General features: G+C 48.9%; 10 protein-coding genes. All 10 read right to left on the bottom strand.

Features of this window, described 5'->3' with window-relative positions:
* Positions 1 to 20 precede the first annotated feature (20 nt).
* Positions 21 to 1,232, bottom strand: coding sequence for a peroxiredoxin family protein (locus NBH14_RS13020; RefSeq protein ID WP_186959578.1), 1,212 nt, complete (start codon positions 1,230 to 1,232; stop codon positions 21 to 23).
* Positions 1,233 to 1,420: 188 nt separating this feature from the next.
* A complete protein-coding gene (locus NBH14_RS13015; RefSeq protein WP_186959577.1) occupies positions 1,421 to 3,619 on the bottom strand; it encodes a glycoside hydrolase family 3 C-terminal domain-containing protein in 2,199 nt (732 codons plus the stop codon).
* 10 nt (positions 3,620 to 3,629) lie between these two features.
* Positions 3,630 to 6,131 (bottom strand): glycoside hydrolase family 2 TIM barrel-domain containing protein, encoded by a 2,502-nt coding sequence (locus NBH14_RS13010; protein ID WP_250817500.1) that lies wholly within the window; start codon positions 6,129 to 6,131, stop codon positions 3,630 to 3,632.
* A gap of 13 nt (positions 6,132 to 6,144) precedes the next feature.
* On the bottom strand, positions 6,145 to 8,964 hold the full coding sequence (locus NBH14_RS13005) for a TIM-barrel domain-containing protein (RefSeq protein WP_186959576.1): 2,820 nt from the start codon (positions 8,962 to 8,964) through the stop codon (positions 6,145 to 6,147).
* Positions 8,965 to 8,976: 12 nt separating this feature from the next.
* On the bottom strand, positions 8,977 to 11,364 hold the full coding sequence (locus tag NBH14_RS13000) for a glycoside hydrolase family 31 protein (protein ID WP_186959575.1): 2,388 nt from the start codon (positions 11,362 to 11,364) through the stop codon (positions 8,977 to 8,979).
* A gap of 12 nt (positions 11,365 to 11,376) precedes the next feature.
* Entirely contained in the window at positions 11,377 to 13,215 is a 1,839-nt protein-coding gene (locus NBH14_RS12995; RefSeq protein WP_250817498.1) for a putative glycosyl hydrolase, read from the bottom strand.
* Between the two features lie 28 nt (positions 13,216 to 13,243).
* The gene (locus NBH14_RS12990) at positions 13,244 to 15,766 is read right to left on the bottom strand and encodes a glycoside hydrolase family 9 protein (protein WP_186959574.1); all 2,523 of its coding nucleotides are present in this window, start codon (positions 15,764 to 15,766) and stop codon (positions 13,244 to 13,246) included.
* A 27-nt stretch (positions 15,767 to 15,793) separates the two neighbouring features.
* Positions 15,794 to 18,322, bottom strand: a complete 2,529-nt coding sequence (locus NBH14_RS12985; protein WP_186959573.1) for a glycoside hydrolase family 9 protein — start codon at positions 18,320 to 18,322, stop codon at positions 15,794 to 15,796.
* A 292-nt stretch (positions 18,323 to 18,614) separates the two neighbouring features.
* Entirely contained in the window at positions 18,615 to 20,315 is a 1,701-nt protein-coding gene (locus NBH14_RS12980) for a RagB/SusD family nutrient uptake outer membrane protein (RefSeq protein WP_186959572.1), read from the bottom strand.
* Positions 20,316 to 20,341: 26 nt separating this feature from the next.
* Complete coding sequence (locus NBH14_RS12975) at positions 20,342 to 23,566, bottom strand: SusC/RagA family TonB-linked outer membrane protein (protein ID WP_186959571.1); 3,225 nt, start codon at positions 23,564 to 23,566, stop codon at positions 20,342 to 20,344.
* Positions 23,567 to 23,708 lie beyond the last annotated feature (142 nt).

The raw sequence follows: 23,708 nt of genomic DNA, 5'->3' as shown, positions 1-23,708 counted from the left end.
TTTACTACAACCTTTCGATATTATGAACCGGATTTCAATAATTCATTTATCAGGTTGCTTATTTCTTTTCCGGTATTCTCCGAATTATAGCCTCTTACTATCTTTCTAATTATCCGGTTTTCATCCAGTATGAAAAAAGCAGGTGCAGCCAGGCCGACCTGATAATTATCCACTATCTCATCATTTCCTGATAAAAATGTATAACCGATAGCATGCCTGTTTGCATAATTTTGGAGTGAGCGCGTCTTTCTGTTCCAAGTCTCTATTCCTACAACTGTTAAATCGGTTGCACTATACTTCTTTTTCAATTCATTCAAGAAAGGGATAGAAGCCATGCAAGGACCACAACCTATTCCGGTAAACTCGATCAGGATAACTTTGCTTTTCAACTCAGAAAGCGAGACCATCTGCTCTTTGATATCCATCAACGTCCAATCCGGAGCCTGTTTCCCGGTAAGGTCAGGTTGCGGCTTGGTATCATATTTTTTGCCATACTCTCTCACTTCATAATCTTTCGGGATATAATCGGATGCTTTGATCTCTGTCGCTTCCAGTTTGTTAAGTTGTACATCAAAACATGTATTTGCCGATATATTATGCGACATCTCTCTCCTGATCTTATAAGGTAAATCATTCAATTTACCAATCCACATCTCATAAATAGAAGTAGGATCACCCATATCAAACGGAGGCTTAGGGATATGATGGCCGGCCCCAAAAAACTCAACTTGTTCATCCTCATTAATCACCAATCTGAAAAAATAATCAGCACCGCTGTCTTTCACATCTACGGAAATGCTATCATCAGTAGTTAGTGCGTACTTAATAATATTTTTGGCATAATTAAAAAAAGGACTTCCTAAAGGTCTGAAAGGCAACTTCCGAAAAGTAAAATCATTAACTACCACCCCGTGTTTATCATGCCAGTATGAAATATGCACATGGCCATCGTAACAACTGGTCAACTCCTTTTTGTCATCTGTATAATTCACCCAACTGGCTCCTATCGTAGAATCTGCGGGATTATCGTATTCTTCCACGAAAGTAAAACCTGAAATATTGGTTGTCGTATCTCCCGGTTCCCAACTTTCGGTAAGCGAACGGTACGTCGCTGTTTTTATATTCTCAAGATTACTCAACACCTTTCTTAAATAATCATTGTTGTTCTCCTGACCATCCATTGTCATCACCGACGACAAAAAGAAGGCAATAAGTAATAGTCCTGTTCTCATGGCATGTTATTTTAGATATCATTTAACGCATTACGATACAATCGCAAACATACGAAATATTCGTACAACTATATAAAACAATTGATTAATTTATATTAAACAAGGACTATTACGTAGTTATCCATAACAAAAAGGCCTGTAACCAATAACACAGCTACAGACCTTTTCTATAATTAACAGGCTGAATACTAACGGACTTCGATAGAAGTATCAGCCTTTATATCATGGGCAGAAGTAGCCAGGTGCAACAGGAAAGTGCCCGGCTCTACTACAAACTGTTTCTGTGCTTCACTGTAAAATGCCAGAGAACTTACCGGGATATCGATCTCGACCTGCTTACTTTCACCGGCTTTCAGGAATACCTTTTTAAAGCCTTTCAATTCTTTTACCGGACGCATAACGGAACATTCCGGGTCGCTTACATAAAGCTGGGCAACCTCTGCCCCATCTCTTTTCCCAGTATTAGTCAGTGTGAAAGTTGCTTTGACCGTTTCATCCGGTCCGTAGCTTTTCTTATCGGTAGATAAACCGGCAAAAGAAAAGTCCGTATAAGATAATCCATATCCGAAGGGATAAACTACCGGTAACTGTTTCGTATCATACCAACGATAACCGACCAGGATATCTTCCTCATATTTCACTTTCAGGTCTCTTCCCGGGAAATTACCCAAAGCGACATCAGGTGACTGCTCCAATGTAACAGGTGTCGTAAACGGCATTTTGCCACTAGGATTTACCTTTCCGGTGATAGCATCTGCCAAAGCGTTACCGCCTTCCATACCGTTATACCATGCCCACAAAATCGAGGGCGCACAAATATCCAATGCCGCCATATTGACCGGAGAGCCGGCAACAATCACCACAATCGTTCTGGGGTTGGCTTTCACGACCTCCTGAATCAGCTGGACCTGCTCGTAAGGGAGTTCCATATATTGGCGGTCGGACGATTCCGTATCGTAGTCATGATTCAAACCACCTATAACGATAGCCACATCACTGTTGCGGGCAGTCTCCACCGCCTCTTTCAACAATTCTTCATTCAGCTGGTTGCCATCGGTAAAACTCCCGGCGTTTTGTCCGTTATTGCTTCCCTCAATAAAGGTGGAAAGTTTTTCATATCCTTGTGCGTAGTTGACCTTTACACGGTCACCCAACTTTGTGCGGATTGCTTCCAGCGGAGTTATTTCATATAAAGCCTTGATCTCCGAACTCAATCCGCCGTTCGAATGTTTACGGGTGGCGTTATCACCAATTACGGCAATACTTTTAACCGAAGAGACGTCCAGCGGTAACAAATCTTCCTTGTTCTTTAATAATACAATGGCTTCGGCAGCAGCCTGATAAGCGGCCTGCTGGTGTTCCGACGTATTGATGGAACCCTGGTTAAAACGTTGCTTCGGATCCAGAACCTTAGTCTTGATCATTACACGAAGTACATTTCCGACCTTTTCATCTACCAGGCTTTCGGGTATCTCCCCCTTTTTAACCGCTTCGATCAAAGGATTGGCAAAATACCAGTCATCGTAGTTTTCGATATTGGTACCCATTTCCAGGTCGAGACCGGCAATTGCTGATTTGACCGTACTGTGTGCAGCACCCCAGTCGGTAACATAAACGCCTTTAAATCCCCATTCGTCACGAAGAATATCACGGGCCAGGTATTTGTTTTCAGCACACCAATCACCCAGATACTTATTATAGGCAGCCATCACAGTCAGGGCGCCGCCTTCCTGTACAGCCGCTTTGAAGGCCGGCAAATAGATTTCACGAAGGGCACGCTCGCTACATTCCACCTCAACGGTCGTCCGGTTCGTTTCCTGGTTATTCAGGGCAAAATGTTTCACGCTGCAAGCGACATCACGGCTCTGCAATCCTTGAATATACTGAACGGCCAGAACTGAGTTCAGATAAGGATCTTCACTCATATATTCGAAGTTACGCCCGCACAACGGGCTACGGATGATATTTACACCGGGGCCGAGCAAGACGTCTTTCTTACGCCAACGGGCTTCTTCCCCCAATACTTCTCCCCGGTAATAGGCCAGTTCCGGATTCCAGGCGGCTGCAAAAGCAGTACCGGTCGGGAAATAGGTGGACGAGTCGGTCGTCCAGTTGGCATAGCCCCAGTCGTGCCGGTTGATTTCCGCGCGTACCCCGTGCGGGCCGTCACTCAGGCTCCATTCGGGAATACCCAGGCGTTTAATCTCCGAGACGTAGAATTTGGAGTTCCCGTGTAACAAACTAACCTTTTCTTCCAATGTCATCTTACGGACCAGCTTCTCAATCCGTTTCTCGATCTGCTGATCGTCTTTATCTGAGGGCTGTGCACCCGATACCGCAGCGGTCATACAAAAGGAAAGCACAGCCATAGTTATCAAATTCTTCATGTTTACTAATTTATTGAACTTTAATTTCTGTTACGGCATCCGGTAATCCGTCGGCCGTCGCTTTTACACGGATAACGCCTTTCCTGCCTGTATTCTGCACCACGACAAGGGCTTTTCCATAGAAAGCATTCCGCTCCGGTTTCTTCAAACTGTTCGGATCATTCTGGTCACCGTTATCGGTTCCTGCGATAAAACCGTCACCTTCTACGGAAAAACGGAGCAGGTTATTCGCACGGGGAACCAGGTTTCCTTCTTGATCCCTTACCTCAACGGTTATGAAGGAAAGGTCTGTGCCGTCCGCCTGTATAACGGAACGATCAGGAATCAATGCCAGCTGAGCCGCTTCACCCGCAGTATGGATTTCCTGCGCCAGGACTTCCTGACCGGCTTTGCGGGATACGGCTTTCAGTGTACCCGGTGTGAACGGTACGCGCCAGGAGACATGGAACGTACTGTCGTTTTTACTTCTTGCCCCCAGACTCTTTCCGTTCAGGAAGAGTTCTACTTCGTCCGCCTGGTTATAATAGGCCCAGATATCCACCATCTCCCCTTCCTTCCAGTTCCAGTGCGGGAACAGGTGCAGAGTCGGCTGGTCGGTCCATTCGCTCCGGTACATATAATAGACATCTTTCGGGAACCCGGCCAGGTCTACAACACCGAAGAAACTGCTGCGGCTCGGCCACCAGTAAGGAGTCGGTTCGCCCAGATAATCAAAACCAGTCCAGATAAACATACCGGAGGCATGCGGCAGGCGTTTCACTTCGTACCAGGTCACTTCGTGCGTAGAGCCCCAGGGGACATGGCAGTTATCATACGAAGAACACAAGTGTTCCGGACGGTCAAAAGGTTTGTCCCATGACTCAGGCCAGATATACATTTCGTCGGACGGCATCTGATAATAGCCGCGTGTCATCAACGCCGAAGTCGATTCGCTGACAATCAGCTTCTTTCCGGGATAGACCTGCGGGAAAGGAGCGAAATCCTTTTCATGATAGTTGAATCCGTAGACATCGAGCGCCCCTGAACGGAACAGATGGTTGGTGGGATCTACACCATTATTTCCGGCCGTTACCGGACGGGTAGTATCGAGCTTCCTGACAATATCGGCCAAAGCAATCGTAATCAGCGACTGTACACTCATCGTGCTGTCTTCCAACAAAGCCGGATCGATCTTATGGCCGGCATTCAGTATCAGGTTCGCCTCCTGCAAGCTCAATGTATCGGCATCGGCATGCGACCACTGTTCGAGTACTTCATTACCAATACTCCACATTAAGACGGAAGCATGGTTGCGGTCGCGTTTGATCTGGTCCGTCAGGTCACGTTCGTGCCATTCATCGAAATACTGCGCATAATCGTAAGGCGATTTACGTTTTCTCCACATGTCGAACGATTCATCCTGTACCAGCAAGCCCATCTCGTCGCAAAGTTCGAGCAACTCAGGAGCAGGCGGGTTATGGCTTGTACGGATCGCATTGACACCCATCTCCTTCATGATCTGCAACTGGCGTTCGATGGCCCGTTTATTGACAGCTGTTCCCAAGCAGCCCAGATCATGATGCAGGCAAACACCGAGCACTTTGGTCGGCTCCCCGTTCAAATAAAAGCCGGTCGCTTCATCCCAGCGGAAAGTACGGATACCAAAGGTCGTTTCATACCGGTCGGTCAACTGACCACCGGATCTTACTTCGGTTATTGCCGTATATAATACCGGATTCCGGGTACCCCACAGTTCAGGATTCTTTACTTCAATTGTCTGACTGAACGATTTAGTCCCGTTTTCCGGTAATCCGGCAGGTTGCGTAACCTGGGCTACGACGTTCCCGGAAGGGTCTTTCACGATTGTTGTATATTCGGCGGAAACGGGGGCGGCCTCATTATTCTTCAATGTCGTTTCAATCACCACTGTTGCCTTGTCCTCAGCGACTTCCGGAGTTGTTATATTTGTTCCGTAATGATCCACATGGACCTGTCCGGTCTTCACCAGCCAGACATTACGGTAAATACCCGATCCGGAATACCAACGGGAGTTGGGTTGTTGCGAATTATCCGCCTGCACGACCAGTACGTTTTCCTCCTGTCCGTATTTCAGATAGGGGGTCAGGTCGTAACGGAACGAGATGTATCCGTTCGGACGGAAACCCAGCAGATAACCGTTCAACCATACTTTACTGCAACGGTAAACACCGTCGAAATCAATATAAATCTTCTTCCCCCGGTCAGTCTCCGGCATGTTAAAATGCTTCCGGTACCATCCCATGCCACCGGGCAAAGCCCCACCGCCGGGTGTAGCCGGATTCTCTTTGGAAAAATCGGCTTCGATACTCCAGTCATGCGGCAGGTTCAGTGAGCGCCAGCCCGAATCATCTGCATCGGGAGCAGCGGTATCTGCCTGGTTATCGGTCAGGGAGAACAACCAGTCATGATTGAAAGAAACTCTTTCCCGCCCCTGCGGGCCGGCCGAACAGGCCGCCAGCAACAGACTCAGGAATACAATTGCTATTTGTTTCATACGCTATAGTTTATCAGGGTAACGAAATGGTTAACTGTTCACCTTTATAGACGGTAGAAGTTTCTTTTCCTGCCGGATATTCAGGTGTCACAAAGATAACCTTTATGTTCCGTTCTGCCGCCATTTCGGGGAAAGAACCGGAACGGTCACCGATCGTCAATTCCTTACCGGACTCTTTATAAGAAAGCGGTATGGTACTGTACTCTCCTTTCTCGTAAGCGTAGGTAATTCCATTATCCTCATACAAGGAGAAAGAAGTATCCGCCCCGGTATACACATAAACCGTCAGGTCCTTCTGTTGCTCGGTTGTCGACTGTATCAACTTTCCGGTAGGAATGACGGAACCGCCACGCACAAACAAAGGCATTTGTTCATAAGGCGCAGACACTGTACCGGAAGTTCCTCCGGTAATGCTCTTGCCCGTATAATAGTCATACCAGGTTCCGGCAGGGAAATAGACTTCCCGGTCACGTTTCTTATACTGATGAACCGGACAAGCCATAAAAGCAGGACCGAACATAAACTGGTCATCAATATTATAGGTATTCTTGTCATCTGCATAATCCATTACCAGGGCACGCATAATCGTATAGTCGTTGAAATAAGTCATACCAGCCAGGCTGTAGATATAAGGCATCAGACGGTAACGCAGTTCGGTATAATATTTCATGGACTTATACGTCGGTGTTCCTTCGGGAGCTATATTGTATATTTCGCGGCACGGATACTGACCGTGACTGCGGAATAACGGGCAGAACGCTCCGAACTGATACCAACGGGTATTCAACTCACGCCACTCGTTTAGGTCTTCACTGCCCTCTTTCGCGTGTTCATACCGTTTTTCTACACAGAAACCACCGATATCCATCGTCCAGTAAGGAACACCCGACAAGGCAAAATTCAGTCCCGCACTGATCTGAGCTTTCATATCTTCCCAACGGGTACCGATATCGCCGCTCCAGGTAGCCGTCGAATAACGTTGCTGTCCGGCAAATCCCGAACGGGTCAGCAGGAAGACACGGTTATCCGGATTCACACCACGCTGTCCGTCGTAGATAGCTTCCGCATTCATCAGCGCATAAGCATTAAAATATTTGGTAGAAGGCCCCAGATAAGTCGGTCCGCACAGTTTCTTGCGATACTCCATATCCGTATTATCCTGTACGTTCGGTTCGGAAGCATCCATCCACCAGGCATCGACACCCAGGCTGTAGAGATGTTCGTTCATCTGATCCCAGAAGAGTTTGCGGGCTTCCGGGTTATAGGCATCATAGAAAGAGCCGATATATCCCGGATAAATCCAGTCACGGATACTGTCTTTGATAGCCTGCTGGTACATGGCTCCGATTTTATCCAGTTCTTTATAATGCTCTGTCGCCGCATAGAATTTAGGCCATACGGAGATCATGAAACGGGCATCCTTGTCGTGTATCTCCTTAATCATACCTGCCGGATCGGGGAAACGTTCCTTATCGAACTCATGGCTTCCCCAGGCATCCACCGGCCAGTAGCTCCAGTCCTGAACGATCACGTCCAACGGGACCCGGCGCCGGCGGTATTCATCCAGTGCCGTGAGCAATTCTTCCTGTGTCTTATAACGTTCGCGGCTTAACCAATAGCCCATTGCCCATTTAGGCATGACCTGGCTTTTACCTGTCACGGTACGGTAGCCGCTGATTACGTCATCCATGTTTTTACCGTTGATGAAGTAATAGTCGATCTGGTCGCCCATCTCGCTCCAGAAAGCCAGACGGTTCTGCTCGTTTTCGGGAACCGGACTCAGCACTTTCAATCCCAGATAGGAGACACCTCCGTCGGGCTGCCATTCGATACGAATCGGATAACGTTTGCCTTTTTCCAGACGGACTTTCGTCTTATAGTCGTTCGGATTCCAGGCTGTACGCCAGCGTTCCGCAATAACCTCTTTTCCATCGATAAAAACCTTCGTATATCCGGCATAATGAAGTCTGAAATGATGTACACCGCTTTCCGACGGTTCGATCTCTCCCTCCCAGGTTGCATAGGCTTCGTTGGTCGGGAAGTCTTTCGGGAAATCCTTAATCGTTACCAGGTCTTCGTAATAAATCTTATTTTCCTTCCTCACCAGCGGTTGTGCAGAAGAAGTCCGGTCTTTATAATAAGTAGCCGTCAAAGCACCGACCTCCCCATCCTTACCATATAGTTTGAATACATCACCCAAATCCGCATACGGTCGCTTATCGCCGAAACGGCTCAGGGAATAGTTGTGCCATAGCACCCCGTACCCTTTGGTCGAAACGATGAAAGGAACGCTGACTTTCGTATTGTACTGGAACAGTTCTTCATTCTTTCCCTTATAATTGAACTCATCGCTCTGGTGTTGTCCCAGGCCGTAAAGCCCCTCGTCTTCTCCGTTCTCAAAAACCTGACGGAAGGAATAGCCGTTAGTGCCATCTACCCGTACCGGGGTAAACTCCTTGCCGCCTCCGTTCTGTTCCCGGAGAATGATATTCCCTTGTTTATCCGTAAACCATACCTCTCCTGTCTGTCGCAACAGGCGGGCCCGGGTCGTTGCCGTACTAAGCGTAACGGTATCCCCGCTCCGGGTAATCTCAAAAGCCGGGACAGGCAGTTGGCGTGTATCTTTGATCAGATTCACATTTTCTTCGAATACGCCCGTCGGTGAAGCCATCACCCGGATGATATCGTCGGTTACCACTTCCAGTTTGACGGCTTTCGTCTCGCCGGAAGTAACCGCGACGATCAGTCCGTCCGCTGTCTGCCGGACAGCATCCTGATTACAGGCGGAGAACAGCAGGGCGCCAAAAGTGAGACATGCAATCGCTTGTTTCATATTTTCTGATTATTAGTTTGTCACGTTGAATTTTACTTTTCCTTCCAGTCCGCCGGCTTTCACCTGACGGCCTTTCACGGAGACGGTCAACGGATGAAGCTGATTGTCGGCCGGCAAGCATACCAAGCCGGTTGCTTCGGAAGCATCGGCGGCATATACCTTCAGTTCAATCTGGCTCCAATCCATTTCTCCGGTATTCTGCGCCAGTTTGATATGAGGAAGCACAGAGCCGTCGCGTACCAGAATAACCGCCTGCACCGTTCCGACCGGGATCGTATGCCAGCCGCCTGTGTAGACTTTTCCGGTCTGGTAATCAATCCATTTTCCCTCCGGAAGATAGACATCGCGTTCCATACCGCTCTCCATCATCGGGGCAACCAGCATCTGACTGCCGAACAGGTATTCGTCTTCTACCAGCCATGCGCCTGCATCATGCGGATATTCCACAAAAAGGGCACGCATCATCGGAAGACCTTTCTCACTACATTCCTTTGCCTGCGCATAGACATACGGCATCAGCTTATATTTCAACTCTGCATTCTGGCGGAAGGCTTTCAGGAAACTTTCGTTATACAACCAGGGTTCCGTAGGAGGTGCACCGTGCGCACGAGTATGAGAACACAGGAAGCCCATCGGCAACCAGCGACGGTAAAGTTCTTCCGGAGTAGAAGTCACAAAACCTCCTATATCGTGGCTCCAGAAAGAGAATCCGCTCAGACCGAACGACAGGCCGCCGCGTAATGTACCCAGCATACCCATATCGGTATTCTCGGCATCACCACCCCAATGTAACGGATAACGCTGCGAGCCTGCCCAGGCACTACGCGCCCAGATGATATTCTCACCATGTACTTCTTTGATGATATCGGCCACCGCCTTATTGTATCTCAACGGATAGAGATTGTGTTCATAAAAGCCGCTTTTGCCTGATGCATACAGGCCGTTCAACGGAGCCGCTTCGCCAAAATCGACCTTGATGGCACCGACCCCCATTTTAATCAGGTTCGCCAGTTTATCCTGATACCATTTAACGGTATTCGGGTTGGAGAAATCGAGTACCACATCTTCATAAGGAAGTTCGCCTTTTGCATTCTTCACATACAGGTCTTTCTCGATCAGCTCGTTAAAGAAACGGTTCTTCGGGGTGAAATAAGGCAATTGCCATAAACAGGTATGGAATCCTTGTTTCTTCAGGTCATCCAGCATCTGTTGCGGATCGGAGAAACGGTTGGGGGCAAACTGATAATCACACTGCCAATCGGTTTCAAACCATCCGGTATCGAAATGAATCACGTCGGACGGGATTTTATGTTTACGCAAGTTCGTGGCAACATCGTAACCGTCTTTCTGGGAAAAATAAGTAATACGGCTCATCCAGGTTCCGAACGACCACAGGGGAGGCATACCCGGTTTGCCAACAATCTCCGTATATTCATTCAGGATATCTTTCGGTTCACCGAAGAAAACGAAGAAATCCATTGCCTCATCCCCCATGAACATCCTGTTCACATTGATATTGGTCGCTCCAAAATCGCAAGTAACCGGAGCGGAGGTATGCATAAACATACCGTAGCCGCGGTTACTCATGAAAAAGGGAATCGGTTTATATTGCTGGTCGGTTTCCGGCCCCTGCGGATCGGTCACGAACAAATGTACTTTCTGTCCTACTTTATCCAGCGGGCCGAAGGACTCGCCGCAACCAAATATCTTTTCGTTCGGAGCCAGCGAGAATACCGGGTTGATACTCCGGCTGTTGTCCGATCCGCGTTTGATAAAATTGAACGGGATCACTTTGGCCTGAGTCGAGTCGTTATCGTGCAATGTGCGTGTCTGCGTCATAACCTTGCCTTTGGCATCGCGCAGAACGATGCGCCAGGGAGCCTTTTCGATCGTGATACTGCCGTTGGCATTCGCGTAGGTAACGGCATCCGGAGTCTCCGTCGCTTTCCAGGAGTTATCTTTCCCCGGTTCGCCGGCAAGCATCAGGGAAGATTCTTCCCGGGGTTCGACCGGGGTGGTCAGCATCTGGACACGGAGGGTACGGGGAGATACGAAGCCGATCGTGAACTTCAGGTCGGGGTCGTTCACATAAGCCGTGGAAGGGAAATCCAGCATCTGAAGCGGCTGGGGCAATACGGTATTCGTATTGAACGCCTGGCGGCTTTCCAGCGTGTACCGTTTCCATCGAACGGTACCGCTGGCTTTTGCTACATCAAATGATGACAATTCATCTGCAAAGAAAAAGATGTTGGTGAAGTCACCGAAATCGGTGCTCATATCTTTCGCCTGGTTCATCAGATACTGCGAACCCGAATTAATCTGAAGCTGTGCCTGCGACTGTCCGGGAAGTCCTCCCAGTACAGCGAGGGTCAATGCAAGAAATAGATTCTTATTTTTCATGATTTATTTTGTTTAATAGTTGAATACACGGTAAGAATGAGGCATAAGCGTCAGACGGAACCTCTTGTCCGGTTTTTCTCCGCCAACCGGAGTCAGGACAGAGTTATCCACCAGGTCGGTCAGCTGCTTCACCGCCTCACCGGTTACCACATGGACAGTGACCGGTTCGTCATTGAACGATTCCACAATGAATGTCCCGTTATCATACAGGAACAGGCTAACTTTGGACGGAGCTTCGATACGGACCGGCAAATCCCGGCTCATCACCCGGCGGAACACATTCAGCACACCTTCGGGAAGATCATACAGGTTGCCCATATCGTCAGGAATAGTTATCACATACAGGCTACCTTTCGAATAGAGAGCACGGAGCAGCATCGGATAACCGCTGACACCACCGTTTAACGGGCGTCCGGCACTAGCCAGCTCCCAGGCATCGTTTGTCTGATAACGAACCTGCGGAATCAAGAGTTCACGGTTGGATTTACCCAGACGGCCAAAATCGTTCACCAAAGCCTTCAGGTCTGTGCAACGCAACTCCGCTATCTCCGCTATCTGTTCGGGGATCGCCTTCAACAAACTGCTGGTGATTACGACATCTCCCCCTTTCTGCAATTGAGCTTTCATCTTCGTGAGCAGATCCGGATCATATTTTGCCTGTTCAGTCAACAGGACTACCTGCTGGTCTGTCGGAAACTCCGGATACATATCCATCGGCAGACCGATCATACCCAGATAGTTCGGCAGAAAGTCATCTCCCAGGGAATGATAGGGTTTGTATGATTTAATACCGACCGGCTTACCGAGTTTATGGACGAAGCGGTCGATTTGTTCGAAAGTCACACCGGCAGCACGGGCGATCGTCGTCGGTTGAACCCGGTGGCCGTCCGGCAACGTGACAGGTTTCATCATTTCATCGAAGCTGAAACTGCTACCCTGTCCCTGCCAGGGAGTGCGGTGTTCCGGTTTGATCTTTACGCCCAGTAACTGGTTATAGGCAAACAGGATCATTTCGGGAGCTTTGGCAAACATAGTCAGCCACAGTTGTTCGGCGTAACGGTCCATCCCCATTTCAGAGCCGCCCGAATCTACCCAGCCTCCCCCGTTATGTCCGGGACGCAGGTTCTCGTAATAACGGATTGCGTTATAGCTCAGATAATTCTGCAAATGTTGTTCATTGCCCGGATTACGCGTCTCCGTTCCGGTCCATACGTCGTCAAACAACTGGGGACCGTTTTCAAGGTCGAAGCCCAATCCCTGGAAATGATCGTACCAGTTCGGGTATTTGATAATGACCTTCACATTCGGATTGACTTTCTTTGCCGGTTTAAGAACCAGAGTCTGACCGGCCTCGGTCATCAACCGGATACGGTAATCGCTCCAGCTCCGGCTACCTTTGGCTTTGATCTCAATGTCCGATTTACAGCTGGTAAAGAAGAAATCATCGAGGATAAAGTCATCGAAATGCCTGGCCGTATGTTCGGCTATTTCCTGCACCATCTTACGGTGTTCGGGATCGGAATAACAGAAGGTCTCGAAATTATTCGCTTCATTAATCGTATAGGTGATGCCTCCGCCCACCTCTATTCCCTTGTCGAGAAAGAATTTCTTCGCCTGTTCCAGTGTCTCACCGGGAACGATCAGCAGGTCGCGATGTGTTTCCAGATAGATCTTATCCACCTTCACCTGCTGCGATAGGATGTTCCAGGTAGAATCCAGCCAGGCAAGGTCTTTCATTTTTTCCACCTCATAGGCACGGGTATAAACCGATACCTTGAAACTTTTATAGTTCCCGGAAAAAGCATAGGAAGAAATCAGCAAGGCCGACAGGATATAATATATTCGTTTCATACTCATTCGAATCAATGCATTACAAACTCTATTTATCATTCAAAATCTTCCGTGCGGCCAATACCATATACATGAAGTAAGAGGCTTCGCCGCCCATGCAGTATTCGCCTTCCTGCCAGATGAACGGATACGGGACCAGTTCGGGAAGATCAGGACGGATCAGGACAGTACCCGGAGTAACTCCACCCGGAATGTAAGAGCCGTCGGCCCGGTTTACCCCGTAAGCGACCGTCGCTGAATTGGCTCCGACACCGGAAGCGAAGGAAACGGTATTGCTTCCCGAATGACACCCCAGGATAAAGTGGATCGCATTGAATATATAATCAGGTGTGAACAGGTCGGGATAAGCATCCTGAAGGAAGCAATAGTAGTAGCCCAATGTCTGCACGTCCCAGGAACCGGAACTCAGATTGCCGCGATCTTCCGGTACACCGTAAGGGGTTTGCATTTTCATCTGCTCATACTGGTCGCGAACCGTCAGCAATGCCTGACGCATAGCCTGAGTGAATTTCGCATCGTTCACGGCCTTGTCAAAGCGGCCGATAAACCATCCGAGGCGATTGATATGTTTTACTATATAGTCCTGTTCGGCAAGGACATAGTCTTTATAAGCATTCTCTCCGGTAGTCAGATAAAGTTCGACTGCCGCATGTATTCTGGCTCCTTTAACCCGTTCGTCCGTGCGGGTAACCTGATACAGTTCTTTAGCTGCATCCAATGCCTGAGTGCTCAATGTATCGTTGAAATTCTTCAGCACACGGGAGATGGCGGACAACTGGGCAGCCGTTGTCAGTTCGCGATATGGGTTATCTTCAGTAAACACCCAACGGTCGTCGGCATTACCGGTCACGTTATCCGTATGGGCACTGGCATCTCCCAGGTGGACATACTGGCGGACACTGTTACAGATAATCCCCCTGTAAAGGCGTCCCAACGCCCGGTAACCGGCTACGACTGTCAATGCACCATTTTCCACCTGCTGCAAAAGGTCCGGTTTGCCGTCCGGCTGATGTATTTCCGTGATACGTTTATGATGGTCGATAGTCGTGGCATCGTAATCTATACCGAAATGTTCATACGCCAACGCCAGGATATAGGCCTCTCCTGCCTGCGATTCGACACGCAGGTCATAGTCGCCGGCATCATGCCAGCCACCGATAGTCAGACCGGGAACGTAATCCCCCGGCTGATAGTTCGTCAACGTGGAAGGTCCTGATGAATAACCGTCGATATGGCTCAGGTCGACAGGGGCCATACGGGCATCGTCCATATGGCAAAGGTCATGCCATACCCGGTATTTCTCGTTCACCCGCATGTGGCACATCTGGATCGGAAGGAAATATTCCAGTTCAGGCTGCCAGACGCCGCGTTCGTAAATATCCCCGGCAATACGGAATACCGGAGAGGCGGACTCACCATAACGCACCTGGTATAAACCCTCTTCACGGACAGAAGAGAAATCGAAACGGAGATAGTTATAACGCAGGAACTTACCCCATTCCTGTGCCGGACCGCCCGGCACCACCTCTTCGCCGGCATCCGTAATCCGGTAAAGAACAGGCTCCTGGTTGACCTTATCGCGGCTATCCAATTCAATCACAGCGACTTTCGGCTGATCGGGATGATAACCGACCTGCGAAGTCTGTACAACCGGCGTATACAGCCAGTCTTTTACCACATGCGGGGTAATCACCCATTTAATTGCATTCTTTGAAACGCCTGCCGGTATTTCCGTCCGCAAGACAAACCAACCGTTGTTGTGGTTCATCCGGCCGTCATACAAAATAAGGTCACCCTTTTCCGAACGGACCGTCACCTTGTTATAAGGATCGGAGGGATTCATCGTAAATTTCTTTCCGCGAGCATAGGGAGCCGCCACAATATCGTCGGCAATCATCGGGTTATAAGTCCCGTCACCCAGCAAATGTTTCAGATCGACCTTACCGGCGGGATTAAAGTCGCCCAGCCATTGGGTATTCGATTCGCAGGAGATCGTCGGACCGTTTGCCTGTGCCGGGAAAATACCGGCCTTGCTATCCATGATCCAGGGTTTACCCAGCAGGGAACCCGGATAAAGCTCCAGGTTAAAACCGACTTTCCCTTCGTACTTCTGCGGGACAGGTGTATCCAGATCGACAGTCACCACCACATTCTCTCCTTCTCCCGTCACACGGACCGTATATTGAAAGACAAAATCCGGGTATAACGTAGGATTGAACCCTGTCATATGTCTGGACGAATCGGGATAGCTCAGTGTGACGGTAATGCTGTTATCCGCCTCATTCACCTGGCGATTGCGGAGTACCGGAAGCGGCTGCCATTGCCCCTGTGAAGTCTCCAGCCGGATATCGCCGCTGGCGGCCACCCGGTTACTATTCATAATCAGGGTAAGGCCAGCCTGTTTACCTTCGGGATAAACATCGCTGAAAGCCATCACATCCACTCCTTCGTTTCGGAAATAACCGGCCGGATCGAGTTTGAACTCCTGCGCCTGAAGGGAGGAAAACTGCATCGCTGCCAGTAAACTTATGCTAGTCAATATATTCTTCATGATATCTGTTTTTTATAGGATAGGTCTTTATTTATTTTCAAGTAACTGACGGGCGGCAAGCACCAGGAACATATAATGCGAGGAACCGCCCCCCATCACGTATTCAGTCTGCTGCCACAGGAACGGGAACGTCAGCAATTCCGGAAAATCGGGCCGGATCATGGCGGTACCCGAAATCACACCGCCGGGAATATAGGACCAGTCCGCCCGGTTCAAACCGTATGCGACCGTAGCCGAATTAGCCCCGACACCGGAGGCAAACGAAGCCGTATTGCTTCCCGGATGGCATCCCAGGATAAAGTTCAACGCATTATAAAGCAATTCCGGCCCGAACAGGTCGGGATAGGCTTTCACCAGGAAATACTGCTGATACCCGAATGACTGAATGTCCCAGCCGGCTCCCCAGATACTGGGTTTATAAGGTACTCCATAGGGTGTTTCTTTCTTCTGCTCCTCCAAATCCTGACGGTAAACGGCTAATGCCTTACGTATAGCAACTGAGAACTTCCCGTCATTCATCGCCTGGTCGGCACGCCCGATAAACCAGCCTGTACGGGCAATATTCCGAACGATCAATTCCTGTTGGGAAAGGATATACTTCTTATACACCTCTTCTCCGGTAGCGACATACAGTTCTACTGCGGCCTGTAGCTTATTGATCTCCGAACGATCATTCACCTGGGTTCTGTCAAACAACTCACGGGCAGCCTGCAAAGACTGCACGCTCAATGTATCATTAAATCCTTTCAGCACACGGGAAACGGCAGCCAAAGCCGCAGCAGTACTCAGTTCGCAGGAAGGATTATCTTCGGTAAATACCCAACGGTCGTCTGCATTCCCCATCACATTATCGGTCATGGCTCCGGCATCCCCCAGCATCACATACTGGCGCAGGTCATTACAGATAATTCCGCGATACAACCGTCCCAGGGCACGATAACCGCCGACTACCGTCAGGGCACCGTTCTCCACCTGCTGCAACAGGTCAGGCTTACCGTCCGGCTGGTGAATCTCCGTGATACGGTTGTGGTGGTCAATGGAGGTAACGTCGTAATCTTCCTGAAAGGCTTCATAGGCCAGTGCCAGAATATAAGATTCGCCGGCCTGCGATTCCACACGCAGGTCAAAGTCGCCGGCATCATGCCATCCGCCGATATTCAGTCCGGGAACAATATCCCCGGGTTTGTATGTTGTCAGCGTCGAAGCGCTCTGGGTATATCCGTCTATGTGATTCAGTGCCGGAGCCATACGGGCATCGTCCAGATGGCAGAAGTCATGCCATACCCGGTATTTCTCGTTCACCCGCATGTGGCACATCTGCACCGGAAGGAAATATTCCAGGACCGGTTGCCATACACCCCGCTCATACACATTCCGTGCGATACGGAAAACGGAAGAGACCGAATTGCCGTAACGAACCTGATAAAGCCCCTCATCCGCCACATCAGAGAAATCGAATTTCAGATAATTGTAACGCAGGAAACTGCCCCATTGCTGCGGGCGGGCCGAACGCACCTTCTCATCGCCTTTTGCCGTAATCCGGTATAAAGCGGCTTCGGGGAGGGCCGTGTCGCGCGCATCCAGTTCGATGATCGCCTCCTTGGGCTGTCCCGGATGGTAACCGACCTGCGAGGTCTGGATCACCGGTGTATACAACCAGTCTTCCACCACATTCGGAGTGATTGTCCAGCAGACAGCGCCTTTGGTAACTCCTGCCGGTATTTCGCTACGGACGACAAACCAACCGTTATTATGGTTCATCCTTCCGTCATATAATTTTAATTCCGTGTTTTCCGATACGATTGTAAATTTGTTATAAGCGTCGTCGGGACGTACGGTAAAACGATGTCCCACTGCATAAGGTTCGGCAATCAGGTCGTCGGCAATGATCGGGTTATAGGATGATCCGTCCCCTGCCAGTTGTTGCCGGTCGGCCAGCAGGCCACTTTCGCGGGTGAAAGAACAATAATCGCCCGAATGCCGGTGATTGGAAGGGACATTCAGTGTCGGCCCGTTCGGTTGTTGGGGGAAGATACCATCCTGTTCGTCCATAAGCCAGGGTTTACCGAAAAGGCCTCCCGGAAACAGTTCCAGGTTAAATCCCACCTTACCGGCAAATTCAGCCGGGACGGGACGGTCCAGATCCACCGTAACCACGATATCCGCGCCCTTTCCTTCTACCCGGACTGTGTAATTGAATTGAAGATCGGGATAGATCATCGGATTGAAGCCGGTCATATGACGGGATGAATCCGGATAGCAAAGTTCGGTTATAATACTGTTGGATGCATGATCCGTTTTCCGGTCCAGCTGTTTGGGAACCGGTTGCCATTGCCCGGGGGTTGCTTCCAGGCGTATATCGCCGTTTGTCGCCACCCTGTTACCGTTCATGATAAGGCAAACGCCTCCCTGATGGCCTTCGGGATAGAAATCGTTGAACGACATCACATCCACTCCTCCGTTGCGGAAATAGCCTAACGAATTTAGTTTAAACTCCTGTGCGGGTAAGGAGATGACAGAAGCCAGTAAGTATATGCCGATAAGTGTTCGTTTCATGTGAATAAGATTTAATCAAGACTTACCAATTCCCCGAATAGCATAATGAAATGCAACGAGTTATTTTCCCGTCTTTTTGATACGTTAAAAAATATTACCCGGTGGGGTAATTCAAAATACCTGGTATAGTAATGCGAATTACATGGTAAGGTAGTATCATTTTGATAGTTGCAGATTTTCCGGAAATACTCTGTGTCTTATCTCGGATTCTAAGCGACCGGTTGTATCTCTTTCCCCTCTCGAGAGGGGAAGAGATACTCCTTTAGCTATAATCAAACCGTTTAAGAATCAATCAATATCCCGGATTCTGATCTTCCTGTCCGATCTCCGCATTTGTCAGGATTTCCTGGTAAGGGATCGGGTAAAGCATTTTGTCCTTGTTATAATCGAAAGTACGATACGTACGCCAATCCTGATAAGCTGCGTCTGTACCCGGAGCCGTGCCGACGCCCTTCGGATATTCCAGATTGATGAACTCTTCGATCATTCCCGTACGTTTCAGGTCATAGAAGAAACTAAATTCTGCATTGAACTCATGACGGCGTTCCATATTTACAGCTATCATCCATACGTCGGCAGAATAACCTTTTTCTGCTTTATATCTTGTATAATAAGTTCTTGCATCCGGAACCGAAACAGTTTCGCCCTGCATCGGGATCGGATATTCCGGATCACTCAGGCCTACTTCGTGGTTACCCCAGGCACGTTCGCGAATCTGGCGAATTGCATCCCAGCCACTTGTTTCGTCGCCGGTCTGGAAACTGCATTCCGCATAATTCAGCAGGATACCTGCATAGCGTAACAGGTGCATGGTGAACGGCTGGTTGATCGTCGTCCAATAGTCGCAGTTGGCACGCCAGTATTTCAGGCTGGAGATATTCGGCATGTATTCGGAACCAGTCTTTACATTCGGAGCACCGTTGGCACCGATCGTCTGTCCGGTCCAGGGGTTCGTCTCGCCTAAAGCCACCATTGATGCGGCACGGCGGCGGTCGCCCTCTTCAAACGAATTGTAACATTCCCAGGAAACAAACAGGGAGCCCCAACCGTTATATTCCATAGAAGCGGCACAATAGCAAGCTGTCATATAATGATCTTCCGTCGGTGACCATCCTTGCACACCCGACGTGTTATTCCCGTTATCCGTCCACATGACGGTAGCAAAAACGTCTTCTGTCTGCCAGGCTTTTTCCGGATCGAACAAATAGCTGAAGCAAGGAACCAGCGAATAGGTATTGCTGTCGATAATCTGTTTCAGCAACGGTTTAGCTTCTGCATATTTTTCCTGGAACATCAGAGCCTCAGCCTGATAACCCAGACAGAAACCTTTGGTTACACGGCCGTATTCGCCATTGATAGGCGTCCAGTCCAAAACGGATGCTCCGAATGCCAGGTCGTCGATGATCACCTGCCAGGTTTCATCTTCCGTTTCCGGGCGCGGTTTGGATGGGGTGTTGACATAGGTCTCTCCCGCCATCAGCATAGGGACGCGGCCAAAGTTCTTAGCCAATGCCAGATAGTTGTAAGCACGGATGGCACGGGCCTGTGCCTCGATTTTCTTCTTGCCGCTCTCTCCTTCGCTGAACAGATCGTTGTCCATGCTTTCCAGGCCTTCCAGCAACGTGTTACAACGGGAGATCGCTTTATAGCATCCTACCCATAAGGAAAGGAACTCGGAACTGGAAGAGGTCCAGTCTTCCGTACAGTATGCTTTATCCCAACCGCTCGCCTGTGTATCGAGTGTCGGATGGTTTGACAGCATATATTGCGGCTTGAATCCCCACATGGAACCGTCGGCTCCGGCTTCATTGTCTTCTTTCGACGGATAGAAGGTATCGTAACAGCCGATCAGGCCGCCTTCCACGTTTTCTTCACTCTGGAACATGAAGTCGCCGGGGAGAATATCGTAATGGTCTACTTCCAGATAATCCTTACAACTGTTTGTCGAAAGTAACAGGACTACTGACAGGACGGATATAACTATTTTTTTCATAAGACTCGAATTATAAGATTAAACAATTAGAATTGTACGCTCAGACCGAAAGTGAATGTACGCGGATAAGGATAACGTCCGCCGTCGAAACCGGTCTGCAAGACGGCTGCATTACCAACTTCCGGGTCACCGTATTTATTATAGCTGGAGAAGCACGCCAGGTTTTCGACAGAGGCGAAGATGCGGGCATTGTCCATTCGGAGCGGCTGCAACCAGCGTCGCGGGAAGGTATAACCGATCTGGATATTGGCAATTTTCAGGAAATCACCTTTCTTCACATACGCGTCGGATGCTTTCATATTGGTGTTGTTATCGTTGATAGTCATACGCGGATAGGTTGCATCCGGGTTCGATTCGCTCCAGGCATTGTTGATATATTCTTTCAACGTATTCTGGATACCGCCGCCGGTTTTATACAACTGTGTCATTTTCATGGCTGCATACGAGTTGATCTTCATGCCGGCTACACCATACATATAAATCATGGCATCCCAGTTTTTCCAGCTGGCATTCAATGTCAGGCCGTAGTTCAGTTTCGGGAAACCGTGTCCTATAACCTGCTGGTCATCTCCGTCGATATGACCGTCGCCATTCAAATCTTTATACTTGTAATCACCTACTGTCGTAGCATTCACCTGGTAAGCATCGTAACCGTTTTCTTTCGCCAGGGCATTGGCTGCATCTACTTCCGCCTGGTTTTTGAAGATGCCTTCCACTACATAACCATAGTAAGAACCTACCGGATGACCTTCCATCGTAACCGAGTGAGTCGTCCAGTTATCGCCATCGTCCGTGATTAAATCGCCATTGGCATCCAGGTTGTTATAAATAGGATCACCCACTTCGATTACCTTATTCTTCAAAGTAGAACCGGTCAGCGTTGCCCCCAGATTCCAATCACCGAAACGTTTGTTATAAGATACGCTGAACTCAAAACCCTTATTCTGAATATGTCCGGCATTGGTATACACCTGGCCATGTCCGGTAGACGGACGCATATTACGATACAGCAACAGGTCTTTAGAATCACGGATAAAGTAATCCATCGTGATATTCAGGTCGTTATTCAGCAAGCCTAAATCCAGACCGATATTCGTCTGTGTATTTGTCTCCCACTTCAGGTTGGTATCGATTTCTTTCAGCTGGGCAAAACCGACTACTTTCGTATAGCTGGAAGAAGAGCCTCCCAACTGTCCCCAGTCGTAAGCGATACGGTTGGAAGAAAGCTGCGATACGGACAGGCTTGTCGCGTCACCGGCATTACCTGTTTGTCCCCATCCGAAACGTAATTTCATATTACTGAACAGATCCAGGTTCTTAATGAAATCTTCTTCCGACAGACGCCAGGCCAGGGCAGCAGAAGGGAATGTACCCCAACGGTTGCCCGAACCGAAGTTGGAAGAACCGTCACGACGTACGGTAGCCGTTACGATATAACGGTCCATCAATGTGTACATGGCACGTCCGTACCAGGAGATATAACGGGTTTTCAGATTATAACCTCCGTCACCGATGCGCGAAGTCTGGTCGCTTGTCAATGAGATCTGGCGATAAGTATCCGACAGGAAATCGTTTGCAGAAGCAGATACCCAATGGCCCCAATAATTACTTACGGAGTTACCGGCCATGACCGTCAGGTTATTGATGTCGTTTTTCCAGTTATATGTAAAATAACTTTCCACTTCAATATTATTATCCTGTGACTGGTTCATGGAGAATGAGTTCTTTTGGGCAGCCGTGATAGAACGGTCATTCACAACGTTGAATGCGCTGGCATCGACGGTCGATAAGGTATAGGAACCGATCGTGCGGAACTGTAATCCTTTGAACAGTTTCAGGTTCAGATAGGCACTGCCGACAAACTTATTTTCGTAGGTCGGAGTTTTGTCCTCTTCCATCTTGGCAGCATACGGGTTGTCCTGCCCTTTTGCGATATCGCCTTCACCGCTGATCTGCATGAAAGCATTGTAGGTGCCATCGGCATTGACACGCCAGTCATTACTGATGAACTGTCCGGTCGTTTCGTCCACATAGTCCATTGTCGGCGTTAATGTAGCATAGCTGCGGAGATTTCCGCCACCTACTTTTTCAGAGTGTACAAAAGCGGCATTTCCACCTATTTCAATAAAATCTTTAATCTTATGCGTCACGTTGGCACGGGCTGTCAGGCGGGAGAAGTTGGAATCCAGAATGACACCGTCGTTGTTCAGATAACCGACAGAGAAGGTGGATTGGGTATTCTCGTTACCACCGGAAACAGACAACATATAATTCTGCTGCAATGCGGTACGGGTCATTACATCCTGCCAGTCGATCGTACGCAGGCGGCCTGCATAGTCTGCCCCGAATGCTTTATTCTGGATATTTGCATTATCGTTGGCGCGTCCCTGGCGAACGGAATAAGCGAAAAGATCCGCATCGGCCACATCCAGTTTACCGGTCATATTCTGGATACCGAAATTAGCAGAGAAGTTGAGTTGGGTAGCGCCCTTCGAGCCTTTCTTCGTCGTGATCATCACGACACCGTTAGCACCACGGGCACCATAGATAGCGGTAGCGGAGGCATCCTTCAGGACTTCGATGCTTTCCACGTCGGCCGGGTTCACAAAGTTGGCATTGTTCCCCACCTGTACTCCGTCGACTACATATAGCGGGTCGGCCGAACCGTTTACCGTCGCAACACCACGGATACGGATCGTTGCCGTTCCTTCCGGGTCGCCCGAGTTTTTGGAAACCATCACACCGGCTGCCGATCCCTGCAATCCCTGTGCCAGGTTCAGCGGGTTACGTTTCATCATCTGTTCCTTGTCGACCGAAACAACGGAACCGGAAACGTCGCTTTTCTTGATCGTACCGTAACCGACTACGACTACTTCTTCGATCATTTCGGAGTCTTCTCTTAATACAATATTATAAGAAGCCTTCGAAGAGACTTTAAATGTTTGGGAAACATAACCGATATAAGAGACTGTCACCTCGGCTCCGTCAGGCACTTCCAGTTCATATTTACCATCCATATCACTGATTATACCGATCGTTGTTCCGACTACTGCAATGTTTGCCCCGATAATAGGTTCACCTTTTTCATCTGTTACAATACCTGAGATTTTTTTCGACTGCTGTTGGGCAGTTGCGTTGGCCGGATTTACATTACCGGTGCCGACTGTTGCATGGGCAACAAGCCCCGTACTAAGCAAGACTGCAAATCCCAAAGACTTCAGTGTCAACAAAATTTTAACGTGCTTATTCATACTGAATTGATTTAAGTAAAAAATAAATTTTTAACTGAAACAAAATTAGTTCATGTACTTTACACATGAAGGAAAAGATGTTTCACGATGCGGGGCAAACGGTAAATGGGGAGGGATAAAATGTGTTTTTTATGGGGGATTT

The organism is Parabacteroides caecihominis, from assembly GCF_023656785.1.
GTDB lineage: Bacteria > Bacteroidota > Bacteroidia > Bacteroidales > Tannerellaceae > Parabacteroides > Parabacteroides segnis.
Note: the sequence above shows the minus strand (reverse complement) of the source record. Positions and strands in the feature narration are given on the sequence as shown.